Source organism: Pantoea cypripedii (genome assembly GCF_002095535.1).
Lineage (GTDB): Bacteria > Pseudomonadota > Gammaproteobacteria > Enterobacterales > Enterobacteriaceae > Pantoea > Pantoea cypripedii.
On sequence record NZ_MLJI01000001.1, the window covers coordinates 2,350,707 to 2,374,245 of the forward strand.

20 protein-coding genes are annotated in these 23,539 nt (G+C 53.0%); 12 read left to right on the forward strand and 8 right to left on the reverse strand.

Going from position 1 to position 23,539, the window contains the following annotated elements:
• The first annotated feature begins 399 nt into the window (after nucleotides 1-399).
• The 6 genes from yeaG (at nucleotide 400) to HA50_RS10940 (ending at nucleotide 9,135) form a co-directional block, all read left to right on the forward strand.
• Nucleotides 400-2,334 (forward strand): protein kinase YeaG, encoded by a 1,935-nt coding sequence (yeaG, locus tag HA50_RS10915; RefSeq protein WP_084875236.1) that lies wholly within the window; start codon nucleotides 400-402, stop codon nucleotides 2,332-2,334.
• Between the two features lie 90 nt (nucleotides 2,335-2,424).
• The gene (locus HA50_RS10920; protein WP_084875239.1) at nucleotides 2,425-3,702 is read left to right on the forward strand and encodes a YeaH/YhbH family protein; all 1,278 of its coding nucleotides are present in this window, start codon (nucleotides 2,425-2,427) and stop codon (nucleotides 3,700-3,702) included.
• Between the two features lie 230 nt (nucleotides 3,703-3,932).
• Nucleotides 3,933-5,660, forward strand: a complete 1,728-nt coding sequence (locus HA50_RS10925; protein ID WP_084878479.1) for a potassium/proton antiporter — start codon at nucleotides 3,933-3,935, stop codon at nucleotides 5,658-5,660.
• Nucleotides 5,661-5,737: 77 nt separating this feature from the next.
• Nucleotides 5,738-5,971: a DUF1480 family protein gene (locus HA50_RS10930; RefSeq protein WP_084875241.1), complete on the forward strand. Its 234-nt coding sequence runs from the start codon at nucleotides 5,738-5,740 to the stop codon at nucleotides 5,969-5,971.
• Between the two features lie 381 nt (nucleotides 5,972-6,352).
• A complete protein-coding gene (gene wbaP / locus HA50_RS10935; protein ID WP_084875244.1) occupies nucleotides 6,353-7,819 on the forward strand; it encodes an undecaprenyl-phosphate galactose phosphotransferase WbaP in 1,467 nt (488 codons plus the stop codon).
• Between the two features lie 122 nt (nucleotides 7,820-7,941).
• Complete coding sequence (locus tag HA50_RS10940; RefSeq protein WP_084875246.1) at nucleotides 7,942-9,135, forward strand: multidrug effflux MFS transporter; 1,194 nt, start codon at nucleotides 7,942-7,944, stop codon at nucleotides 9,133-9,135.
• On the opposite strand, the gene dadX is transcribed toward HA50_RS10940, so the two are convergent.
• Entirely contained in the window at nucleotides 9,128-10,198 is a 1,071-nt protein-coding gene (gene dadX, locus HA50_RS10945; RefSeq protein WP_084875248.1) for a catabolic alanine racemase DadX, read from the reverse strand. The two genes, HA50_RS10940 and dadX, sit on opposite strands and share 8 nt — an antisense overlap.
• 21 nt (nucleotides 10,199-10,219) lie before the next feature.
• On the reverse strand, nucleotides 10,220-11,521 hold the full coding sequence (locus HA50_RS10950) for a D-amino acid dehydrogenase (protein ID WP_084875250.1): 1,302 nt from the start codon (nucleotides 11,519-11,521) through the stop codon (nucleotides 10,220-10,222).
• Nucleotides 11,522-12,026: 505 nt separating this feature from the next.
• On the opposite strand from HA50_RS10950, the gene HA50_RS10955 reads away from it, so the two are divergent.
• A complete protein-coding gene (locus HA50_RS10955; protein ID WP_084875252.1) occupies nucleotides 12,027-13,562 on the forward strand; it encodes a SpoVR family protein in 1,536 nt (511 codons plus the stop codon).
• A 53-nt stretch (nucleotides 13,563-13,615) separates the two neighbouring features.
• Here the strand turns inward: HA50_RS10955 and fadR are convergent, their stop codons facing one another.
• A complete protein-coding gene (fadR, locus tag HA50_RS10960) occupies nucleotides 13,616-14,335 on the reverse strand; it encodes a fatty acid metabolism transcriptional regulator FadR (protein WP_084875254.1) in 720 nt (239 codons plus the stop codon).
• Between the two features lie 210 nt (nucleotides 14,336-14,545).
• On the opposite strand from fadR, the gene nhaB reads away from it, so the two are divergent.
• Nucleotides 14,546-16,069 carry a Na(+)/H(+) antiporter NhaB gene (nhaB, locus tag HA50_RS10965; protein ID WP_084875256.1) on the forward strand — a complete coding sequence of 508 codons (1,524 nt, stop codon included), beginning with the start codon at nucleotides 14,546-14,548 and terminating at the stop codon, nucleotides 16,067-16,069.
• 120 nt (nucleotides 16,070-16,189) lie between these two features.
• Nucleotides 16,190-16,720: a disulfide bond formation protein DsbB gene (gene dsbB, locus HA50_RS10970; protein ID WP_084875258.1), complete on the forward strand. Its 531-nt coding sequence runs from the start codon at nucleotides 16,190-16,192 to the stop codon at nucleotides 16,718-16,720.
• 38 nt (nucleotides 16,721-16,758) lie between these two features.
• On the opposite strand, the gene HA50_RS10975 is transcribed toward dsbB, so the two are convergent.
• The 3 genes from HA50_RS10975 to HA50_RS10985 form a co-directional block, all read right to left on the reverse strand.
• Nucleotides 16,759-17,205: a YcgN family cysteine cluster protein gene (locus HA50_RS10975; RefSeq protein ID WP_084875260.1), complete on the reverse strand. Its 447-nt coding sequence runs from the start codon at nucleotides 17,203-17,205 to the stop codon at nucleotides 16,759-16,761.
• Nucleotides 17,206-17,270: 65 nt separating this feature from the next.
• Entirely contained in the window at nucleotides 17,271-17,930 is a 660-nt protein-coding gene (locus HA50_RS10980) for a fumarylacetoacetate hydrolase family protein (RefSeq protein ID WP_084875262.1), read from the reverse strand.
• 260 nt (nucleotides 17,931-18,190) lie between these two features.
• Nucleotides 18,191-18,466 carry a YcgL domain-containing protein gene (locus HA50_RS10985; protein WP_084875264.1) on the reverse strand — a complete coding sequence of 92 codons (276 nt, stop codon included), beginning with the start codon at nucleotides 18,464-18,466 and terminating at the stop codon, nucleotides 18,191-18,193.
• Nucleotides 18,467-18,619: 153 nt separating this feature from the next.
• On the opposite strand from HA50_RS10985, the gene minC reads away from it, so the two are divergent.
• From minC to minE, 3 genes are read left to right on the forward strand one after another with little or no spacing between them, the layout of a single operon-like run.
• The gene (gene minC / locus HA50_RS10990) at nucleotides 18,620-19,330 is read left to right on the forward strand and encodes a septum site-determining protein MinC (protein WP_084875266.1); all 711 of its coding nucleotides are present in this window, start codon (nucleotides 18,620-18,622) and stop codon (nucleotides 19,328-19,330) included.
• 33 nt (nucleotides 19,331-19,363) lie between these two features.
• Nucleotides 19,364-20,176 carry a septum site-determining protein MinD gene (gene minD / locus HA50_RS10995; protein ID WP_084875267.1) on the forward strand — a complete coding sequence of 271 codons (813 nt, stop codon included), beginning with the start codon at nucleotides 19,364-19,366 and terminating at the stop codon, nucleotides 20,174-20,176.
• Between the two features lie 3 nt (nucleotides 20,177-20,179).
• On the forward strand, nucleotides 20,180-20,449 hold the full coding sequence (minE, locus tag HA50_RS11000) for a cell division topological specificity factor MinE (protein WP_013509389.1): 270 nt from the start codon (nucleotides 20,180-20,182) through the stop codon (nucleotides 20,447-20,449).
• A 54-nt stretch (nucleotides 20,450-20,503) separates the two neighbouring features.
• Here minE and rnd read toward each other — a convergent pair whose 3' ends face one another.
• Together rnd and fadD are read right to left on the reverse strand one after the other, a co-directional pair.
• Nucleotides 20,504-21,625, reverse strand: coding sequence for a ribonuclease D (gene rnd, locus HA50_RS11005; RefSeq protein ID WP_084875269.1), 1,122 nt, complete (start codon nucleotides 21,623-21,625; stop codon nucleotides 20,504-20,506).
• Nucleotides 21,626-21,723: 98 nt separating this feature from the next.
• Nucleotides 21,724-23,400: a long-chain-fatty-acid--CoA ligase FadD gene (fadD, locus tag HA50_RS11010; RefSeq protein ID WP_139810976.1), complete on the reverse strand. Its 1,677-nt coding sequence runs from the start codon at nucleotides 23,398-23,400 to the stop codon at nucleotides 21,724-21,726.
• Nucleotides 23,401-23,539 lie beyond the last annotated feature (139 nt).

Below are 23,539 nucleotides of genomic sequence, written 5' to 3' on the forward strand. Positions count from 1 at the left end.
GGTCTATTAATATAACAATCACACGCAGAGTCTAACCAAATTCTGCCAATGGTTTAACTTTTAATGAGGGTGCTTCTCAATCGCAGCAGAATTGTCTCAAATCGACGATACCGGCCCGAAATGAGGTCCTGGTTTTCCATAGCTTATGAGACTTTGTTATTGATATATCGCTAAATAAGGAGAAAAGACGGAGGAAATTTCTTAAATGCCTTCTACAGTTAAAAGTAAGACGAGACTTTTTGTACGAGCAGAGTAACCATAAGAATTGTGTATCCCGATAAAAAAACGTCAGGTTGGCATAAGGGTTGCTGTACTCAATAGAGAATATCTTCCGGGAGCTGCAAGAGCATCTTATTACGCTCCTTTACCTGTGCTAAAAACGAAAGGACGGGCATCGCTATGAATATATTCGATCACTATCGTCAGCGTTATGAAGCTGCCAAGGACGAAGAGTTCACACTGCAGGAATTCCTCGCAATCTGTAAGCAGGATCGCAGTGCATACGCCAACGCTGCAGAGCGACTGTTGATGGCCATTGGTGAGCCAGTGATGGTTGACACTGCTCAGGAGCCACGCCTTTCCAGAATATTCTCGAATCGCGTCATGGGACGCTACCCTGCGTTTGAAGAGTTCTACGGCATGGAAGAAGCGATTGAACAGATCGTCTCTTACCTGAAACATGCCGCGCAGGGGCTGGAGGAGAAGAAACAGATCCTTTACCTGTTGGGTCCGGTGGGTGGCGGTAAATCTTCCCTGGCCGAACGCCTTAAATCGCTGATGCAGCGCGTACCGATTTACGTGCTCAGTGCCGATGGCGAACGCAGCCCGGTGAATGATCATCCGCTGTGCCTGTTCAACCCGCAGGAAGACGCCAACATCCTCGAAAAAGAGTATGGCGTACCGCGGCGTTACCTCGGCACCATCATGTCTCCGTGGGCGGCGAAACGCCTGCACGATTTTGGCGGCGATATTACCCGCTTTAAGGTGGTCAAAGTCTGGCCGTCTATTCTGGAACAGCTGGCGATTGCCAAAACTGAACCGGGTGATGAAAACAACCAGGACATCTCCGCGCTGGTGGGTAAAGTGGATATCCGTAAACTGGAGAACCACGCCCAGAACGATCCCGATGCTTACGGCTACTCCGGCGCACTGTGCCGTGCTAACCAGGGCATTATGGAATTCGTTGAGATGTTCAAAGCACCGATTAAAGTGCTGCACCCCCTGCTGACCGCTACGCAGGAAGGTAACTACAACGGTACTGAAGGGATCTCCGCACTGCCGTTTAACGGCATCATTCTGGCGCACTCCAACGAATCAGAATGGGTCACCTTCCGTAACAACAAAAACAATGAAGCGTTCCTTGACCGTGTGTACATTGTCAAAGTGCCTTACTGCCTGCGTGTTTCCGAAGAGATTAAAATCTACGAGAAACTGCTGAACCACAGTGAGCTAGCCACCGCGCCTTGCGCGCCGGGAACACTGGAAACCTTAGCGCGTTTCTCCATCCTTTCGCGCCTGAAAGATCCGGAAAATTCCAGTATCTACTCCAAAATGCGCGTCTACGATGGTGAGACACTGAAAGATACCGACCCGAAAGCCAAGTCATGGCAGGAGTACCACGACTACGCTGGCGTGGATGAAGGGATGAACGGTCTTTCTACCCGTTTCGCCTTTAAAATCCTGTCACGCGTGTTCAACTTCGACCATGCCGAAGTGGCGGCTAACCCGGTGCACCTGTTCTATGTGCTGGAACAGCAAATTGAACGTGAGCAGTTCCCGCAGGAGCAGGCTGAGAAATATCTGGAGCACCTGAAAGGTTACCTGATTCCGAAGTACGCCGAGTTTATTGGCAAAGAGATTCAGACGGCTTACCTCGAATCTTACTCGGAATATGGTCAGAATATTTTTGATCGTTATGTCACCTATGCCGATTTCTGGATTCAGGACCAGGAGTACCGCGATCCAGATACCGGACAATTGTTTGATCGTGAATCACTGAACGCCGAGCTGGAAAAAATCGAGAAACCTGCCGGGATCAGCAACCCGAAAGATTTCCGTAACGAGATTGTCAACTTTGTGCTGCGCGCCCGTGCGCAGAACAGCGGACGCAATCCGAACTGGACCAGCTACGAAAAACTGCGCACGGTTATCGAGAAGAAAATGTTCTCGAATACCGAAGAGCTGCTGCCGGTGATTTCGTTCAATACGAAAACCTCAACGGACGAACAGAAAAAACATGATGATTTTGTCGATCGCATGATGGAGAAAGGCTATACCCGCAAACAGGTGCGCCTGCTGTGCGAATGGTATCTGCGTGTGCGTAAATCGTCATAATTCGGTTTGTAAGCTAAACGGCGCCGGTGCGCCGGAAGAGGAAGGTCGGGTTCGCCCGACCTGGCTTGCACTGTAGTTTGGGGGAACTTTATGGCCTATTTCATCGATCGGCGTCTGAACGGCAAGAATAAAAGCGCAGTCAATCGGCAGCGCTTTCTGCGCCGTTACAAGTCGCAAATCAAGCAGTCGATCTCCGAGGCCATCAACAAGCGTTCGGTTACCGACGTGGAAAGCGGCGAGTCCGTCTCCATTCCAATTGACGACATCAACGAACCGATTTTCCATCAGGGCCGGGGCGGCAGCCGCCATCGCGTCCATCCCGGTAACGATCATTTTGTCCAGAATGACCGCGTCGAGCGCCCGCAGGGTGGTGGCGGCGGTGGCGGAGCCGGTCAGGGCAATGCCAGTCAGGATGGTGAAGGCCAGGATGAGTTCGTCTTCCAGATTTCGAAAGATGAATATCTTGACTTACTGTTTGAAGATCTTGCGCTACCTAACCTGCGTAAGAATCAGCATCGCCAGTTGAACGAATACAAAACCCATCGGGCAGGTTTCACCTCCAATGGGGTCCCGGCCAATATTAGCGTGGTGCGTTCGTTGCAGAATTCGCTGGCACGCCGTACCGCCATGACGGCGGGTAAACGCCGTATGCTGCATGAACTGGAAGCCACACTCAGCGAGGTGGAAAAAACCGAGCCTGCGCAGCTGCTGGAAGAGGAACGACTGCGTAAAGAGATCGCGGAGTTACGCGCGCGTATTGAACGCGTGCCGTTTATCGACACCTTCGATCTGCGTTACAAAAATTTCGAGAAACGTCCCGAACCTTCCAGCCAGGCGGTCATGTTCTGTCTGATGGACGTTTCTGGCTCCATGGACCAGGCCACCAAGGACATGGCGAAGCGTTTTTACATTCTGCTCTATCTGTTCCTGAGCCGAACCTATAAAAACGTTGACGTGGTGTATATCCGCCATCACACCCAGGCAAAAGAAGTGGATGAACAGGAGTTTTTCTACTCGCAGGAGACCGGCGGCACCATCGTCTCCAGCGCCCTGAAGTTGATGGACGAGGTAGTGAAAGAACGTTACGACCCGTCGCAATGGAACATCTATGCTGCACAGGCCTCGGATGGCGATAACTGGGCCGATGACTCCCCGTTGTGCCACGAGATTCTGGCGAAGAACATTCTGCCGGTGGTGCGTTATTACAGTTATATCGAGATCACTCGCCGCGCCCATCAAACCCTGTGGCGCGAGTATGAACATTTGCAGGCAATGTTCGATAACTTTGCGATTCAGCACATCCGTGAGCCGGAAGATATTTACCCGGTATTTAGAGAACTTTTCCACAAGCAAGTTGCAGAAGCCTGATAAGCATAGCCGGTCACTGACCGGCTTTTTCTTTCCCGCAGCCACGACATTCCTGCCAAACGACGCTGATTTTACCGACAAATTTAACTACAGATGCCCCAACACCTGCCGATATTAAAAAATGTGTAATTTTGCGCTGACAAGCTATTGATAAGGCATTATCTTTTGTCTTCATCCGTGTGAAACTTACGCACTACATCTGATTTGCCACCCGCCGCAGGAGAATGCCGTTGAATGCCAGCATGGTTTACAGTTTGTTCATTATTGGTTCAGTGCTGGTAGCGGCAAGTATTCTGCTTAGCTCGTTTTCATCACGTCTCGGTATCCCGATCCTGGTGATCTTCCTGGCGCTGGGGATGCTGACCGGGGTCGATGGTATCGGTGGCATCGCTTTTGATAACTATCCGGTCGCCTATCTGGTTTCAAACCTGGCGCTGGCGATCATCCTGCTCGACGGTGGGATGCGTACCAAAGCCAGCTCGTTTAAGGTCGCGCTGGGTCCGGCGCTGTCGCTGGCAACGGTTGGGGTGATGATCACCGCCGGTCTGACCGGACTGGCCGCCGCCTGGCTGTTCCATCTCGATTTGATGCAGGGCTTTCTGATTGGTGCCATTATCGGCTCCACCGACGCCGCAGCGGTCTTCTCCCTGCTGGGCGATAAGGGTCTGAACGAACGCGTTAGCGCCACGCTGGAGATCGAATCAGGCAGCAATGACCCGATGGCGGTGTTTCTGACCATCACCCTGATCGACATGATTCAACAAGGACAAAGCGGCCTGAGCTGGATGTTTGTGGTGCATCTGGTGCAGCAGTTTGGTCTGGGAATTGTGCTGGGGCTGGGGGGTGGCTGGGCGCTGCAACAGCTGATCAATCGCATCAACCTGGCGCAGGGGCTGTATCCGCTGCTGGCGCTGAGTGGCGGGATCATTGTCTTCGCGCTGACCACGGTGATGGAAGGCAGCGGAATTCTGGCGGTTTACCTGTGTGGCTTCCTGCTGGGCAATAGCCCGATTCGCAACCGCCATGGCATTCTGCAAACTTTCGATGGTATGGCGTGGCTAAGCCAGATTGGCATGTTTATCGTGCTCGGGCTGCTGGTTACGCCTTCGGACCTCTGGCATATCGCCATTCCGGCAATGCTACTGTCATTGTGGCTGATTCTGGTGGCACGCCCGCTGTCGATTCTGGTGGGATTATTGCCGTTTAAAGGTTTTACCGGGCGCGAACGCATCTTTATCAGTTGGGTCGGACTGCGCGGCGCGGTTCCCATCATCCTCGCGGTATTTCCGATGATGGCCGGGCTGGAGAATTCCTCGCTGTACTTCAACATCGCCTTCTTTGTGGTGCTGGTGTCCCTGATGCTACAGGGCACCTCCCTGGGCTTTGCCGCGCGCAAAGCCAAAGTGGTGGTCCCACCGACCGCCTCCCCAATTAGCCGGGTCGGACTGGATATACATCCGGAAAACCCGTGGGAGCAATTTGTCTATCAACTCAGCGCGGATAAATGGTGTATCGGTGCTGCACTGCGCGATTTGCAGATGCCGCGTGAAACCCGTATCGCTGCGCTGTTCCGTGACAATGTGCTGATGCATCCCAATGGCAGTACGCGGCTTAAAGAGGGAGATGTGCTGTGCGTGATTGGTCGCGAGCGCGATCTGCCCGCCCTCGGCAAGATGTTCAGTCAGTCGCCGCCGGTGGCACTCGACCAGCGCTTCTTTGGTGACTTTATTCTGGATGCCGATGCACGCCTGCGTGATGTTGCACAGATTTACGGGCTGGACCTCGATGAAGAAACCAATGATCAACAGTCACTCGGCCAGTTGGTGATGTCCCTGCTGGGCAGCACACCGGTGGTGGGTGACCATGTTGAATGGAACCAACTGACCTGGACGGTGGCGGAGAAAGAAGACAATCACATTCTGAAGATTGGCGTCCGCCCGACGGAAGAGAAGGAATAATCCGAGGCCAGACCACTCGTAAACCGAGCCAGAACGACTATGATCACAGTTCCACCCAGTGCAAACGGGAGATTCCTATGGGACATGTGGTTAAGATTGGTCGTTACGAGATCATTGATGCGGAACTGAACGCCGAGAAACTCGACACCGTCAGTATCCCCTGCCTGACGAATCCCGGCCTCAGCTATCAGCTTGACGGCTGGGATCATGAAACCAGTGTACCGGCCTGGATCGATGGTGAACCCGTTGATCTGGAAATTGGTCACTATGATAAGCAACAAGACCGCTGGGTACTAAAGAAACCCGCCTGAGTCATTTTATTTACCGCCATCCGTTTCGAATGGCGGTTATTCCTAAAATCAGTCTTAAAATGAAGCGTTATATACGATATTTTTTAGATTTTATTACACAGATTCATCAGGTTACATCACTCCCGCACCAGGCATTTCTTTTCTTTTCAGACTATTTCCATATTAACTCCGTCAGATAACTCCTGCATAATCTTAATCGTCGCTACAGAATTTCGTGACAATTATCACGTTTTTAGCGGTCTTTCTAAGCGCAACGCTAATGGCAGCATCGACTCACATTTCGCTGACAAATCATATCTTTCCTTATTCAGCGATTCACACCTGAACGCGTACTTGATTCTGGTCAGGCCATCTTTTACTGAAGAAAAGAGAGCAGGTTTTATGGCAAGTACATTGGTATTGAACAATGCAGCCCGCTCATGGAGCGGCTTGCGAAAAAATCTTATTGCGAAGGTTGCCCTAAGTATTTCTGATTTAATTGCATTAAATCTGGCACTTTTTTTATCTGCCGCCACCGTCCAGGGTATTTGGGGAGAACTGGATAGCTTTATTCCTCCACAACAGATTGAATATCGTTTTATTGCCCAGTTAGGCCTTTCACTCCTTTGCACTCTCTGGTTTTGGGTGCGCTTACGTCATTACACTTATCGCAAGCCTTTCTGGTTCGAGCTGAAAGAGGTCGTCAAAACCCTGTTCGTCTTCTCCCTGCTCGACCTGGCGCTGATCGCCTTCTCGAAATGGGACTTCTCTCGCATGGTATGGGTGTTCAGCTGGAGTTATGCCTTACTGCTGCTGCCACTGATGCGTGCCGGGGTCAAACGCGCTATCAACCGCGCCGGGCAATGGCAAAAAGAGACCATCATCATTGGTTCCGGTAAAAATGCCATGGAAGCTTATGCCGCCCTGCAAAGTGAAGAAATTCTCGGCTATAACGTACAGGCGTTTATTGCCCTTGAGGACGATAAACATCCGGAAAGTGTCAATGGCGTACCGGTCATCACCTGGGAAGATATTAACTGGCAAACCATGGACCGCGATAATACCCAATTTATTGTCGCGACCGAGTTTGAACAGCAGGTGGTGCGTGATAAATGGCTGAAGTTTTTGTCAAAAATGCAGTGCCGCTCGGTATCCGTTATCCCGACACTGCGTGGTGTGCCGCTGTACGGCACTGACATGTCATTTATCTTCAGCCATGAAGTCATGATTCTGCGCGTCAGCAACAATCTGGCTAAACGCTCCTCACGCTTCCTGAAACGAACCTTTGATATCGTGGTAGCGTCTCTGCTGCTGCTGTTCCTTGCCCCGGTTTTCGGCCTGCTGTGCTGGATGGTGAAACGCGACGGCGGGAATGCCATCTACGGACATGAGCGCGTCGGTTTTGAGGGTGAAAAGTTTAAATGCCTGAAATTCCGTTCGATGGTGACCAACTCACAGGAAGTGCTGCAAAACCTGCTCGCCACCAGCGAGGAAGCACGGGCTGAATGGGATCGTGATTTCAAACTGAAGAATGATCCACGCATCACCAAAATTGGTGGCTTCCTGCGTAAAACCAGCCTTGATGAACTACCACAATTGTGGAACGTGATTCGCGGTGAGATGAGTCTGGTGGGACCACGTCCGGTAATTGAGGCGGAGCTGGAACGCTATGCCGGGGATGTGGACTACTACCTGATGGCTAAACCGGGTATGACCGGGCTGTGGCAGGTCAGTGGCCGTAACGATATCGATTACGACACCCGCGTCTATTTCGACTCCTGGTACGTGAAAAACTGGGCGCTGTGGACAGACATCGCGATTCTGTTCAAAACCGCTGGCGTCGTGCTACGTCGCGACGGAGCATACTAATACCCTCGACGCGATGTCTGTTGCAGTCTGGCAGACATCGCCTTTTCTTTTTTACCCCCTTTCTTTTTTTCCGCTTAATCATTACCCTTCCCGCTCAATTAACAGGACGTTTCTGGTTCGTAATGCAAAAATTTACCCTACTACTTTTAAGCCTGGTGCTGCTGGCACCGCTCGGCATTGATCTTTACCTGCCAACGCTACCGCAAATTGCCGAGGGGCTGAACAGCCCGGTTAGCCTGATTCAAACCACCATTCCGCTGTTCCTGCTGGTGATGGGGTTGGGTCAGCTGATCACCGGCCCGCTGGTGGATAACTTTGGTCGCAAACCTATCGCCCTGATTGGCCTGGCGCTGTATATCATCGGCAGCGCGGTCGCCGCGACCGCCACCGTCTGGCCGATGTTCGTGCTGGCGCGCTTGATTCAGGGCTGCGCGGTATGTTGCACCGCAGTGGTGGCGTTTAGCGGTGTGCGCGATCGTCTCAGTGGCGAAGCCGCCGCACGCGCTTATGGTTTCCTGAATGGCGCACTGAATATTGTCCCGGCGCTGGCCCCGTTGCTGGGAGGATTGCTGGCAGATGCCTTTGGCTGGCGCGCGCCTTTCTGGTTCCTGTGTGCCTACGCGGTGGTGATTACGCTGATCGTACTGCTGTGGTTGCCTGAAACGCGCCCGGCGAATACGTTGCGCGTTGCCGGACTGCCGCTGGCGCAATATCTCGCCATCGCGCGTGAACCACGTTTTCTCGCTTTTGCCTTTGCCAATGCCGGAGCACTCGGCATGGTGCTGACCTATGTCTCACTGGCGCCCCATGTGCTGATGACGGAAGGAGGACTTACGCCGCTCCAGTTCTCCTTTGCCTTTGGTGCCAATGGTTTCTGGATCATGCTGGTCAGTGCTTTTGTCAACAAAACCATTCGCAAAGCCGGACGCCCTTTCTGCCTGGCGATGGGTTTTGTGGCGATGCTGGTCGGCGCGCTGCTGCTGACCGCAGGCATGACCTTGTTGCCGGATAGCTGGCAAACCCACTGGTCGCTGTACATGATCCCGGTGGCGATTTCAGTCGCAGGTCTGGCGTTCACCGTTGGACCGGCCACCAGCTATGCGCTGGAACCGTATCAACAGCAGGCTGGTGTCGCCTCTGCGTTACAGGGATTTATTCAGATGGCATGCGGTGCGGGTGGCAGCCTGCTGGTGGTTGCCTTCCCGCTGGCAGAAAAATCTGCGCTGGCATTGATGATGCTGATGGGTGCAGCGCTGGCGCTGATCGCCTGGCGCTGCAGTAAAGGAATGCACGGTTCTCTGACTGCGGTTAAATGATTTCCACCGGAACGCGTGGTGCCAGGGCACACATCAACTCGTAGCCCACCGTTCCGGCTGCTTTGGCCACGTCGTCGATTTTCACCTGCTCGCCCCATAGCTCCACTTTCGAACCAATGCCCGCCTGCGGACAGGGTTCCAAATCAATCATTATCATATCCATGGAGATGGCACCGAGGGTGCGGGTTCTCACGCCATCGACCGATACCGGCGTACCGGTTGGCGCATGACGCGGATAACCATCAGCATAGCCACAGGCCACTACCCCAATACGCTGGGCAGCTGACGCATGATAGCGATAGCCGTATCCCACCCCATCACCCGCCTGCAACTGCTGAACACCGATGATTTCACTGGTCAGAGTCATCACCGGTTGCAACCCGGTACTGGCGATATCCTGCCAGTTACCACTTGGTGAGGCGCCGTACAGTACGATACCCGGACGAACCCAGTCAAAATGCGCTTCCGGATGCCACAATGTCGCTGCCGAGTTCGACAACGACCGCGGGCATTGCAGCCCTTCTGCCGCCTGCTCGATGCGTTTCATCGGCTCGATCAGTCCCTGCGGATTTTCCGCATCGGCAAAATGTGCCATCAGCGTCATCTCAGCCACATTCGGCAGTGCGCGCAGAGCCTGCCACGCCGCGTTAACCTGCTCCGGGCGGAAACCCAGACGGTTCATGCCGCTGTTCACTTTGACGTAGATATCGACCGGGGCTGATAGCTGCGCCTGCGTCAGCGCCTGGATTTGCCAGTTACTGTGTACGCTGGTGGTCAGGCGATAGCGGTCAATCAGTTGCAGATCCTCAGGCTTGAAGAAACCTTCCAGCAGCAGAATCGGTTTTTTCCAGCCCTGCTCACGCAGCAGGATGGCCTCTTCCATATTCAGCAACGCGAATCCATCGGTCTCAGCCAGGCTCTGCCAGACGCGATGGATACCATGGCCGTAGGCATTGGCCTTAACCACCGACCAAACGCGTGATGACGGAGCCGCCTGACGAACGACGGCCAGATTATGTCGCAGCGCCTGTTGATTAACGGTGGCGACAATAGGACGTGACATACTCTTGCTCTCCCTGAATGCTCAGCGCGCTACGTTAGCATTACGCAGCGGCGAAGTGTTTGGCTCAAAACCCGGCAAATAACGCAATACAGACAAATCGTCAAAGGCGATAGCCGGTTTCTGGCCGGAAATCAGATCGGCCAGCAGCTGACCGGAACCACAGGCCATGGTCCATCCCAGCGTACCGTGACCGGTGTTGAGATAGAGGTTGGAGAGCGGCGTACGTCCAACAATCGGTGTACCGTCCGGCGTCATCGGGCGCAATCCGCTCCAGAAAGTGGCCTGTTCAACATAACCGCCTTCAGGATAGAGATCGCTGACCACCATCTCCAGCGTTTCACGTCGTGCCGGTAACAGTTTGGTGTTAAAACCAACAATTTCTGCCATACCGCCCACGCGGATGCGATCATCAAACCGCGTCACGGCAACTTTATAGGTTTCATCAAGAATGGTGGAAACCGGTGCGGCGTCCGGATTTTTAATCGGGATGGTCAGGGAATAGCCTTTCAGCGGATAAACCGGGATGGAGACAATATCTTTCAACAGCGCGGTGGAGTAAGAACCAAACGCCACCACGTAAGCATCGGCTTTGATCACTTCATCGCCGCACTTCACGCCGTAAATACGGTTGCCTTCACGCAGCAGGTGATCAACCGGGGTATCGAAGCGGAAGGTGACACCCGCAGCTTTAGCCATCTCAGCCAGACGCTGGGTAAACAGCTGGCAATCGCCGGTTTCATCATTCGGCAGACGTAAACCGCCTGTCAGCTTATGCGCTGTCGCCGCCAGCGCAGGTTCCGCACTCGCCAGCTGATGTGACTCCAGCAATTCATAAGGCACGCCTGCTTCTTTTAGCACGGCAATATCTTTGCTGGCACTGTCGAACTGCTGTCGGGTACGAAACAGCTGCAACGTACCGCCCTGACGCCCTTCGTAAGCGATGCCGGTTGACTCGCGCAACGCTTTCAGACAATCACGGCTGTATTCGGCGATACGCACCATGCGGCTTTTGTTTTCCTGATAATGACGCATATCGCAGTTACGCAACATGTTCCACATCCACTCCAGCTGGAAGCGGCTGCCATCGAGGCGGACGGCTAACGGCGCGTGACGCTGGAACATCCATTTAACCGCTTTTAGCGGCACACCGGGAGCAGCCCAGGGAGCGGCATAGCCGGGAGAAATCTGTCCGGCGTTGCCTGCACTGGTTTCCAGTGCCGCACCCGGCTGGCGATCAATGACGGTAACCTCATGTCCGGCCTGCGCCAGATACCAGGCGCTTGCGACGCCGACCACTCCACTTCCCAGAATCACTACGCGCATAAGACCCTCGCCACCCCAATAAAAGCATAATTGACCACATAATCCGCCTGGCACAGCATAACCAGACACCTGATAAAACCTCTCATCTGCCAATGACATTTCACATGTTTTTTACCATTCTGGTAACTAAAATCATGCCACCACGGCAAAATCAGGATTTTTTATGCTAAAAAATCATTAACCAGCAATTTATGATGCGCCATCCAGTGATTTTCTCTTTTTTCAGGAGAAAGCGCCGCAGTCATATAATGCACTTATAAACAGAATTTTATTCTAATAATTGGAGCGTTATTGATATTTGGGTTTACGAAATCATCTGCGGGGTTTAATTGAATGATTTTGTGCCAAAAGAATTCGTTTGAGTTCCGGTTTCGGATAAGCGACAGTGGACTATCATTGATGTGTTCGCTCAGTTTTTTTGGGCTGTCTTTCTCAGGATGAAGCCTTAAACGTTCGTGACAGGTGACATTCCGTTGCCTGCCACTCTGCAAAACAGAGGTGCGCTATGACGACAATCTTTGACGAGCCAACCAGGAACAGTAAACGACTCAGTGACGGACCTGACTGGACATTCGAACTGCTCGATGTCTATCTGGCGGAAATTGACCGCGTAGCCAAACTCTATGGGCTGGATACTTACCCGCACCAAATCGAAGTGATTACCTCTGAGCAGATGATGGATGCTTACTCCAGCGTGGGTATGCCAATCAATTACGCCCACTGGTCCTTCGGCAAGAAATTCATTGAGACTGAGCAACGATATAAGCACGGCCAGCAGGGCCTTGCTTATGAGATCGTGATTAACTCCAACCCCTGTATCGCCTATCTGATGGAAGAAAACACCATGACGATGCAGGCGCTGGTGATGGCGCACGCCTGTTACGGTCATAACTCCTTCTTCAAAAATAATTACCTGTTCCGCAGCTGGACCGATGCCAGTTCAATTGTCGATTACCTGCTGTTTGCGCGTAATTACATTACCGACTGCGAAGAGCGCTACGGCGTTGAAGAGGTGGAACGCCTGCTGGACTCCTGCCATGCGTTGATGAATTACGGTGTCGATCGTTATAAACGTCCGCAAAAAATCTCGTTGCAGGAAGAGAAAGCCCGGCAGAAAAGCCGTGAAGAGTACCTGCAAAGCCAGGTGAATACCTTGTGGCGTACTTTGCCGCGTAAAGAGAAGGAATCCGTGCATATTGAAGCGGCACGCTATCCCTCTGAGCCACAGGAAAACCTGCTGTATTTTATGGAGAAGAATGCGCCGTTGCTGGAATCGTGGCAGCGTGAAGTGTTGCGCATTGTACGCAAAGTCAGCCAGTATTTTTATCCGCAGAAACAAACCCAGGTGATGAACGAAGGCTGGGCCACTTTCTGGCATTACACCATCCTCAATCATCTTTATGACGAAGGCAAAGTGTCGGAACGTTTTATGATGGAGTTCCTGCACAGCCACACTAACGTGGTGTTCCAGCCGCCTTACAACAGCCCGTGGTACAACGGCATCAACCCCTACGCTCTGGGCTTTGCCATGTTCCAGGACATCAAGCGTATTTGTCAGTCACCGACCGAAGAGGATCGCTACTGGTTCCCGGACATCGCCGGATCCGACTGGCTGAAAACGCTGCATTTCGCGATGCGTGAGTTCAAGGACGAGAGCTTTATCAGTCAGTTCCTGTCGCCGAAGGTGATGCGCGATTTCCGTCTGTTTACTGTGCTGGATGATGATCGCAACAATTATCTGGAGATTGCCGCCATCCACGATGAGGCAGGCTATCGTGCCATTCGCCAGCAGCTGTCTGCACAATACAACCTGAGCAATCTGGAACCTAATATCCAGGTTTACAATGTTGACCTGCGCGGCGATCGTTCGCTGACGCTGCGTTATGTGCCGCAGCAGCGTGCACCACTGGATAAGAGCCGTCGCGAGGTGCTGAAACACGTACATCGCTTGTGGGGCTTTGACGTGATTCTTGAACAACAGAATGAAGATGGCAGCGTTGAGCTGCTGGATCGCAGCCCGGCACGCGGCCCGGCGCTGTGAGATAACGAAAAACGCCATCAGATTTGATGGCGTTTTTTTAACTGAAAAATGGGTTAGCGCTTGCTGCCCAAATCCTCCGGCATACTTTTCTGCATGCCGTGCCAGATTTCACCACTGCGACGGCCATAATCACGCACGCAATCCACAATCTGTTCCTGCGTCGGCACCACGCCGCACAGGTTAGCCAGCTGTTGATAAAAACTGCGGGCCAGTTCGCGTGCTTCCGGATTAGAGAAGTAATGGCGGCCTACGCGGGTATACAAACCTTTCAGGCCATTGAGAATCAAACCGTAGATCGGGTTACCAGAAGCGAAAGCCAGACCGCGGAACACCCGATAATCCAGCTCGGTGTAAGCCTCGGCCTGATCATCGGAGCTGAGCGCCGTTTCCAGCACGTCACGCGCCTTATCCGGGTGATGACGCAAGGCGCGACTGATAAAGATCGATGCGATGTTGGTGCGCACTGACAGCAAATTATCAATCAGCTGCGGCACGCTGTCGTGATCGAGACGCGCCAGCGTTTCCAGAATGTTTAAACCAGAGGTTTCCCAGAAATCATTCACACGGGTCGGTTTTCCGTGCTGGATAGTTAACCAGCCATCACGAGCCAGACGCTGCAATACCTCGCGCAGCGTGGTACGGGTGACGCCGATCAGTTCAGAAAGCTCACGTTCGGCAGGCAGAATTGATCCCGGCGGAAAACGACTGTTCCAGATGCTTTCAATAATATACTCTTCAGCAAATCCTGCAGGGCTTTGCGCCTTAATCACCATAGCATTTATTTCTCGTTGCTTTCTTTGTCGTAATTGGACTCATCATACCAGAGGGGCTATAGCGGATATAGCCTGGCAACAGATTAAAAGCGCGCGCTGTCGCAAATTTCAACATCAATGATTTACCCCGGAAACTGCGTTTGCATGACGCGCCCGGTCGCATTACCCTTTGGCAAAATTTATAACATGGCATGACCTCTGGGAGAGTCGATGGAACTCAGCTATGCGCAGGCATTCAGGCGCAATTTTCTTGGGCAGTCGCCCGAATGGTACAAACTTACCCTGATTGTTTTTTTGGTGGTCAATCCGCTGATTTTCCTGTTTATCAGTCCGTTTTTAGCGGGCTGGTTACTGGTGGCGGAATTTATTTTTACCCTGGGCATGGCGTTAAAATGCCATCCACTACTCCCCGGTGGCTTGCTGGCAATTGAAGCCGTTGCCATCGGTATGGCCAGTGCCGATCAGGTGAAAGCCGAACTGGCGGGGAATATTGAAGTGTTACTGCTGCTGATTTTTATGGTGGCGGGCATCTTCTTTATGAAACAACTGCTGCTGTTCGTTTTCACCCGGATATTGCTGTCGATACGCAGCAAGGTGCTGCTCGGTCTGACTTTCTGTCTCGCCGCCGCCTTCCTCTCGGCTTTTCTCGATGCGCTCACCGTGCTGGCGGTGGTAATCAGCGTGGCGATGGGTTTTTACGAGATTTATCACCGTGTAGCGTCCGCTAATCCTGGGCAGCATGATGAGGCGCGCGCAACGCTGGAAAAATTCCGTGCTTTTCTGCGCAGCCTGATGATGCAGGCTGGCGTGGGTACTGCTCTCGGCGGTGTGATGACAATGGTGGGAGAACCACAGAATCTGATCATTGCCCACGCCGCGGGCTGGAACTTCAGCGAGTTCTTCCTGCGTATGGCGCCTGTCACCGTCCCTGTGCTGCTGTGCGGTATTGTGACCAGCATGCTGGTGGAGCGTTTCCGCTTATTTGGCTACGGTGAAACGTTGCCGGATGCGGTTCGTACCATTTTGCTGGACAGCGATCGCCAGGCCAGTGCACAACGCACCCGCCAGGAAACCCTGAAACTCGGGGTACAAGCGCTGATTGGCGTATGGCTGATTATCGCGCTGGCTTTTCATCTGGCGGAAGTGGGCCTGATCGGCCTTTCGGTGATTATCCTTGCCACGTCACTCTGCGGCGTCACTGATGAACACGCGTTGGGTCAGGCGTTTACCGAAGCCCTGCCCTTTACGGCGTTGCTGGCGGTTTTCTTTGCCATTGTGGCCGTGATCATTGAACAACAGCTGTTCCAGCCATTGATCCATTTTGTATTACAGGCCGACCCGGCATCCCAGCTCAGTTGGTTTTATGTGTTTAATGGCCTGCTGTCGTCGATTTCCGATAACGTTTTCGTCGGTTCGGTGTATATCAATGAAGCGAAACATGCCTTCCAGAGCGGCGTTATTGACCTGCGTCAGTTTGAATTACTGGCTGTCGCGACTAACACCGGAACGAATCTGCCCTCTGTGGCGACGCCTAACGGGCAAGCGGCATTTCTGTTTCTGCTCACCTCGGCTCTTGCTCCACTGATCCGCCTTTCTTATGGTCGCATGGTGTGGATGGCTTTACCCTTTACCCTGGTGCTGTCACTGGTTGGTTTTTTCTGCATTAATGAGTGGCTGGTGCCTGTGACAGATTATTTCATGCAACAGGGTTGGCTTAGCGCCGCACAACTCTGAGGTTTTTTGGCCTGGATCAGGATAAGTCATTTTTCTACATGATTTTTTCCCGCGTCCAGGCTGGCACGCACGCGCTTTTGGTTTACACTGCGATGCATTAACGACTACAGGAACAGCACTATGTTGCGATATTTGAACCAATGTTCGCGGGGACGCGGAGCCTGGTTATTGTTGGCACTAACGGCACTGGCTCTTGAACTGACTGCACTCTTTTTCCAGCACGTAATGGGGTTACAACCCTGCGTAATGTGCATTTATGAACGTTGCGCGCTGTTTGGCGTGATGGGCGCGGGTATTGTCGGTGCCATCGCACCGAAAACGCCGCTGCGCTGGGTGGCGTTGCTGATCTGGCTTTACAGTGCGATTGAGGGGTTAAGACTCTCCTGGGAGCACACCATGATCCAGCTGCACCCGAATCCGTTTGTCACCTGCGATTTTGCCGCACGTTTCCCGAGCTGGCTGCCACTGGATAAATGGCTGCCTGCGGTATTTGTGGCGCATGGTGACTGTTCTGAACTGGGCTGGACCTTCCTCACCTGGAGCATGCCACAGTGGCTGATCGTGACTTTCGGTGCCTATCTGCTGGTGGCCCTACTGGTGCTGATTGCTCAGCCGTTTAAAGCCAAACGCCGCGATTTGTTTGGTCGCTAATCAACATAAAACAGGCAGCCTGCGCTGCCTGTTTTTTCTCAGCCATGGCGATCAGGCCGATCAATAATATGCTCTTCCCAGTCTCTCACTTCACTTTCACGCACCGCGATATAACGCACTGAAATACGCTGCGCATGCATCGCTTTTTTCGAACCCGCAATCAGCGGATGCCAGGCTGGCAAGGTTTTCCCTTCCCCCAGTAACCGATACGCACAGGTACGCGGTAGCCAGTTGAAGGTGGTGAGATTTTCCCGCGTCAGCTTGATGCAGTCTTCTTCATACTCAAACCGCCGTTCGTAGTTACGGCACTGGCAGGTTTTGATATTGAGCTGATTACAGGCCACGTTAGTGAAGTAGATTTCATCGGTGTCCGCATCCTGCAGTTTATTCAGGCAGCACTGACCGCAGCCGTCGCACAGCGATTCCCACTCGGCGTCGTTCATTTGGTCAAGGCGTTTTGTCTGCCAGAAAGGCTGTTCGGTCATGATGGCGGTCCGGATTAACGTAAAGACCGCACCTTATACAAGGTTCAGGTGCGGCGATGCAAGTTTTACAGTACGCGAGTGGTGATACCGTGGCCGGCGAGGGAGATTTCAAGCTTATCACCGGAACGCATTGGTCCCACCCCTTCCGGGGTACCGGTGAGCACCACGTCGCCTGCGCGCAGGGTAAAATACTGGCTCATATAGGCAATCAGCGGCAGAATTTTGTGGATCATGTCAGCGGTGGTGCCATGCTGACGCACTTCACCGTTTACCACCAGCTTTAACTCCGTGTTCTGCGGATCGCCACTGAATTCAGAGACCGGGATAAAACCAGACAGCGGACAGGAGTTGTCAAAACCTTTCGATTTCTCCCACGGACGGCCTGTTTTCTTCAGACCGGCCTGCACATCACGCAGCGTCAGGTCCAGTGCGACACCGTAACCGGCAATGGCTTTCGCCACATGTTCTTCGCTCGCCTGCTTCAGCGTCGCGCCGATCAGCACGGCCAGTTCAACTTCATGATGCACTTCACCAAAATTGCCCGGAATGGACAGCGGCTGACGCAGATCGCACAATGCCGTTTCCGGTTTGATAAACACCACCGGCTCGTCGGGCGTTGCACTTCCCATCTCCTTGATATGATTAGCATAGTTGCTGCCAACACAGACCACTTTGCTGGCCGGATAATCCAACAGAGCGCCCTGCCAGTTACGATGCTGATACATGCTATTCCCCTGCTTTGATTTGAGTATGACGCCAGTTGAGCTGGCGCGTTGTGTCTGCTTCAGTGCCGGAACGCGGCAGGCTGAGGGTCAATATATTAAGCTGCTTTGTGGCTAAGGAGTGTGCGTAAATTGTCAAAAGACGTTAATCGATATCGCCATGGCCAGGCGATATTGCCTGCAATTAAGGGTTAACCGCAGGCAAATTAATAAAGCGACCACGCTGATGATTAAATCTGGATATATTTACAGATGAATCCGAATTAATCTTTTTTGCTTTGCTGAAGATGTATGTTCAACAGACTTTCCGGCGGCGGCGGCAATTGTAAATAATAGCCCTGATCGCTCAATGCCTGCTTAACTTTATTGATATCTGCCCCCGCCAGTTTGTCGCGTTTTTCCAGCGACAGCACCATAGATAGCTGGGGTTTGCCGAAGCCACGGAGCAATTCTTCTGGTACGCGAGAAAAATCGTCTTTTTTTTCAACATAAAGATAAGTCTGGTCACGTTGCGGGCTTCTGTAGATCACACAAAACATATTTTTTACTCGAATTAACTGATGGCGTCACTTGCCTGAATATAGCAGTAACTATAACATGCTTGCTGAACTTCGAATATTGACCGCAGGGTGTTAATGACGATTTTATCGGCGTTCATCAAGCGGTAGTGAAAACAGGACGAGTCAGGACAGATGTCGCAAATGCCAATCGAATTCAAGGGAAGCAGTTTTACCCTGTCAGTCGTTCATCTGCACCATTCGCAACCTGAGGTGATTCGTCAGGCGCTGCAGGACAAAATCGACCAGGCGCCCGGCTTTCTGAAAAATGCACCGGTGGTGCTGAATGTGTCGGCATTGAACGGCGACATCAACTGGAAGCAGATGCAGCAAGCCATCAGTGCAACCGGGTTGCGCATCGTTGGCGTCAGCGGTTGTAAAGACGATGCGCTGAAAAAGATGATTGCGCGTGCCGGATTGCCGGTGCTGTCTGAAGGGAGCGATCGCAAAAAGCGCAGTGATGCGCCAGCGGCTGAACCCGAGCCAGCCCCCGCACCCGTGGTGGCGGAGAGCGTCAATAAGACCCGCATCATTAATACGCCAGTCCGTTCTGGCCAGCAAATCTACGCCCGCAATGCGGATTTGATTGTCACCAGCAGCGTGAGCGCCGGTGCCGAACTGGTTGCCGATGGCAACATTCATATTTACGGCATGATGCGCGGTCGCGCCCTGGCAGGTGCCAGCGGCGATCGTGACTGCCAGATTTTTTGCACCAACCTCGCCGCAGAGTTGGTCTCCATTGCCGGGGAGTACTGGATCATGGATCAGATTCCGGCTGAGTTTTTTGGTAAAGCTGCGCGTTTATGCCTCAAAGAGGGCGCGCTCACCATTCAGACACTTAATTAGGCCCCTTTTCTTTCGTTAAGGAAATCAACATTTATGGCACGCATCATTGTAGTTACATCCGGTAAAGGGGGCGTTGGCAAGACCACGTCAAGCGCGGCCATCGCCACTGGACTCGCGCAAAAAGGCAAAAAAACCGTGGTGATCGATTTTGATATCGGTCTGCGTAACCTCGACCTGATCATGGGCTGTGAACGTCGTGTTGTTTACGACTTCGTCAATGTTATTCAGGGCGATGCCACATTGAACCAGGCGCTGATTAAAGATAAGCGCACTGAGCAACTGTATATTCTGCCCGCGTCGCAAACCCGCGACAAAGACGCCCTGACCCGTGAAGGCGTGGAAAAAGTGCTGAACGACCTGGCGACGATGGAGTTCGATTTCATCGTCTGCGACTCACCGGCTGGTATCGAAACCGGTGCCCTGATGGCACTGTATTTCGCCGATGAAGCGGTCATCACCACCAACCCGGAAGTGTCCTCGGTACGTGACTCTGACCGTATTCTCGGCATCATTTCGTCCAAATCCCGTCGGGCGGAAAACAGCCAGGAAGCGGTGAAAGAACACCTGCTGCTGACCCGTTACAATCCGGGCCGCGTGAGCCGTGGTGATATGCTGAGCATGGAAGACGTGCTGGACATCCTGCGTATTCCGCTGGTCGGTGTGATCCCTGAAGATCAATCGGTGTTACGCGCTTCCAACCAGGGCGAACCCGTGATCCTCGATACCACCTCAGATGCCGGTAAAGCCTATGCTGATACCGTAGACCGCCTGCTTGGCGAAGAACGCCCCTTCCGCTTTATTGAAGAAGAGAAGAAGGGTTTCCTGAAACGCCTGTTCGGGGGATAACCAATGGCATTATTAGATTTCTTTTTATCCCGTAAGAAGAACACAGCCAACATAGCCAAGGAAAGGCTGCAGATTATTGTGGCTGAACGCAGAAGGGGCGACAGTGAGCCCCACTATCTGCCGCAGCTCAAGCGCGACATTCTGGAAGTGATTTGCAAATATGTGAAAATTGATCCGGATATGGTGACCGTTCAGCTGGATCAGAAAGGGGATGATATCTCGATTCTGGAGCTGAACGTTACGCTACCGGAGACGGAAGAAGTCACCAAATGACGCCAGCGGTTTCCTGATTTTCCCCTGCGCAGTTTGCAGGGGAAAAAACCGCGCTTACAGGGCTTGCAGAATCTCGTCGATGCGCGCTTTCAGCAAATCGCCGCGCCAGCCTGTGAGCAATTCCGGGGTGCGCGATGCGGTTTTCAATCCCCAGTACACACTCAGCACCTGATTGATCTGACGGCGTGAAGCCAGCAATTCCTGACTAAATCCGGTTTCCTCACTGACTTGCTGCACCAGCGCTTTAATCGCTTTGAATGTCTGTTTGTATTGCGGATGGTCGATCAGATTGCCCAGCGGTTGCGGCAGCGTGGCCTCATCCTGCGCCTGTGCTTCGGCGACCAACGCCACCATTGCTTTACCGTGGAAGCGAATCTCGTGCCCATTCAGACCAAGATGATCCAGCTCGCCCAGGCTGCCCGGCATAAAGCGCGCCACTTTCCACAGATTCTCTTCACGTACCACAAAGTTGACCGCCATATCTTTCTGACGTGCCAGGTTCAAGCGCCACTCGGCCAGGCGTTGCAATGCCGCCAGCTGACGCGGACGCAGCTGCCAGGCATTGGTGATATCACGCCACGCCTCGTTGGGTGCCTGCACATCAAGACGGCGCTGGCACAGGTTTTCGCATTCGCTGAGTGCCGCCGCCATATTGCCCGCCGCTTCAGTTTGCGCCATTAACTGATGAGCAATCGGCAGCAGATAGGCTACATCGGCAGCCGCATATTCACACTGTCGTGCCGTCAGCGGACGAGCCAGCCAGTCAGTGCGCGATTCGCTTTTATCCAGTTCAACCTGGTCGAAATGCATCACCATCGCCGCAAAACCCCATGACAACGGCTGACCGGCAAATGCCGCCAGAATCTGGGTATCAATCATCGGGTCCGGCAGGCAACCAAAACGATGCAGGAACACTTCCAGATCTTCACCACCCGCGTGCAGGAATTTCGTGACCTTTGTATCACGCAACAGCTCGATAAACGGCGTCCAGTCACTGATGTGGAGGGGATCGATCAGGACCAATTGCTCACTATCAAACAGCTGGATCAGGCCCAGCTGCGGATAGTAAGTACGGGTGCGGACAAATTCGGTATCCAGCGCCACGGCAGCATGCTGACGTGCTTTGTCGCACACCGCAGCCAGTTGGTCATTTTGGTCGATCAGGGAATAATTCACGTTATGTTTTCGCCGCGACTAACTGCGCGCAGCGCTCCATGTTAAAAGCAATAAAAACGCCGGACATTGCCGGCGTTAACCATTGAGCGAGGTACGCACTACTGCCCTTCCCGCTTCACCTCATCACGCAATTCGCGACGTAAGATCTTGCCCACATTGGTTTTAGGCAGCTCGTCACGAAACTCGATAATCTTCGGCACCTTGTAGCCGGTAAGCTGACGCCGACAGTGATCCAGCACTTCTTCTTTGGTCAGGCTGGGATCTTTCTTCACGATGCAGACTTTCACCGCTTCACCGGAAAGATCGCTTGGCACACCAATCGCGGCAGCCTCACGCACCTTCGCGTGCTGCATCAGCACATCTTCGATTTCGTTAGGATACACGTTAAATCCCGACACCAGAATCATGTCTTTTTTACGATCGACGATGCGGATAAAGCCTTCGCTGTCCACGGTAACAATATCACCGGTATGCAGCCAGCCATTTTTCAGCACTTCTTCCGTGGCCTCCGGACGTTGCCAGTAGCCGATCATCACCTGCGGACCGCGAATGCAAAGTTCGCCAGGCTCGCCGGGTGCCACATCATTATCCTGTTCATCCACGATGCGCACATCGGTGGAGGGTACCGGTAAACCGATGCTGCCGGTGTGGCAGGTAATGTCATACGGATTGACCGACACCAGCGGCGAGCATTCGGTCAGGCCATAACCTTCCAGCAAATAGTGACCGGTCAGTTTTTCCCAGCGTTCAGCCACCGCCTTCTGCACCGCCATTCCCCCACCCGCAGACATGCGCAGGGTAGAGAAATCCAGCTTATTGAAGTTGGCATCGTTCAACAGCGCATTGAACAACGTATTCACGCCGGTGATGGCGGTAAACGGGAACTTCGCCAGCTCTCTGACAAAACCCGGAATATCTCGCGGATTGGTAATCAACAGGTTCTGCCCGCCGAGGTCGAGGAACAACAGGCAGTTCACCGTCAGGGCAAAGATATGGTACAGCGGCAGTGCAGTGACAACGCACTCCTGACCCGGACGCAGCAGTTTGCCGTAGGTGGCCTTCGCCTGTTCAAGGTTGGCCTGCATGTTGCCGTGGGTCAGCATCGCGCCTTTCGCCACTCCGGTGGTCCCACCGGTGTATTGCAAAAACGCCAGGTCATCATTGGTCACGTCAGGACGCTGGTAACTCAGCTGTTCACCCTGCTGTAGCGCCTGACGAAACGGCACCGCGCCCGGCAGATGGTATTTCGGCACCAGTTTTTTCACGTAGCGGACGATAAAGTTAACCAGCGTGCCTTTAATCGGGGCCAGCTGATCGCCCATGCGCGTCAGCATCACATGTTTAACCTGCGTCTCTGCGACCACTTTTTCCAGCGTGTGGGCAAAGTTCGACACGATAACAATCGCACTGGCTCCGCTGTCATTAAGCTGATGCTTCAACTCGCGCGGCGTATACAGCGGGTTAACATTGACTACCACCATCCCGGCGCGTAACACACCAAACAGCGCCACCGGATATTGCAGCAGGTTCGGCATCATCAGCGCCACCCGATCGCCGGCTTTCAGCTTCAGCCCATGCTGCAACCAGGCGGCAAAGGCGCGGCTTTGCTGCTCCAGCTGGCGATAGGTCATGGGCTGCCCCATGTTAACGAAAGCGACCTGATCGGCATATTGCGTTGCCGCATGCTCAAAAAGATCGATTAACGATGTATAGCGGTCAGCAGTAATTTCCGCTGGTACATCTGGCGGATAGCGTTTCAGCCAAACCTTAGTCAAAGATTCACCCCGATATTCTTGTTGCTTAGCCATCGCCGCCTCTGCCCATCAGTGTTATTAACAATATTTTAACTGATTGTACCAGTTTGCCGGGTTCGACCTGTTCAGGTTGCGAGGCTCATCACTAAATTTCGCGCTT

Bases quoted from the DNA above. Each gene is read 5' to 3' on its own strand.
- yeaG (WP_084875236.1), top strand. From the start codon at position 400: ATGAATATATTCGATCACTATCGTCAGCGTTATGAAGCTGCCAAGGAC.
- HA50_RS10920 (WP_084875239.1), top strand. From the start codon at position 2,425: ATGGCCTATTTCATCGATCGGCGTCTGAACGGCAAGAATAAAAGCGCA.
- HA50_RS10930 (WP_084875241.1), top strand. From the start codon at position 5,738: ATGGGACATGTGGTTAAGATTGGTCGTTACGAGATCATTGATGCGGAA.
- wbaP (WP_084875244.1), top strand. From the start codon at position 6,353: ATGGCAAGTACATTGGTATTGAACAATGCAGCCCGCTCATGGAGCGGC.
- HA50_RS10940 (WP_084875246.1), top strand. From the start codon at position 7,942: ATGCAAAAATTTACCCTACTACTTTTAAGCCTGGTGCTGCTGGCACCG.
- dadX (WP_084875248.1), bottom strand. From the start codon at position 10,198: ATGTCACGTCCTATTGTCGCCACCGTTAATCAACAGGCGCTGCGACAT.
- HA50_RS10950 (WP_084875250.1), bottom strand. From the start codon at position 11,521: ATGCGCGTAGTGATTCTGGGAAGTGGAGTGGTCGGCGTCGCAAGCGCC.
- HA50_RS10955 (WP_084875252.1), top strand. From the start codon at position 12,027: ATGACGACAATCTTTGACGAGCCAACCAGGAACAGTAAACGACTCAGT.
- fadR (WP_084875254.1), bottom strand. From the start codon at position 14,335: ATGGTGATTAAGGCGCAAAGCCCTGCAGGATTTGCTGAAGAGTATATT.
- nhaB (WP_084875256.1), top strand. From the start codon at position 14,546: ATGGAACTCAGCTATGCGCAGGCATTCAGGCGCAATTTTCTTGGGCAG.
- dsbB (WP_084875258.1), top strand. From the start codon at position 16,190: ATGTTGCGATATTTGAACCAATGTTCGCGGGGACGCGGAGCCTGGTTA.
- HA50_RS10975 (WP_084875260.1), bottom strand. From the start codon at position 17,205: ATGACCGAACAGCCTTTCTGGCAGACAAAACGCCTTGACCAAATGAAC.
- HA50_RS10980 (WP_084875262.1), bottom strand. From the start codon at position 17,930: ATGTATCAGCATCGTAACTGGCAGGGCGCTCTGTTGGATTATCCGGCC.
- HA50_RS10985 (WP_084875264.1), bottom strand. From the start codon at position 18,466: ATGTTTTGTGTGATCTACAGAAGCCCGCAACGTGACCAGACTTATCTT.
- minC (WP_084875266.1), top strand. From the start codon at position 18,620: ATGTCGCAAATGCCAATCGAATTCAAGGGAAGCAGTTTTACCCTGTCA.
- minD (WP_084875267.1), top strand. From the start codon at position 19,364: ATGGCACGCATCATTGTAGTTACATCCGGTAAAGGGGGCGTTGGCAAG.
- minE (WP_013509389.1), top strand. From the start codon at position 20,180: ATGGCATTATTAGATTTCTTTTTATCCCGTAAGAAGAACACAGCCAAC.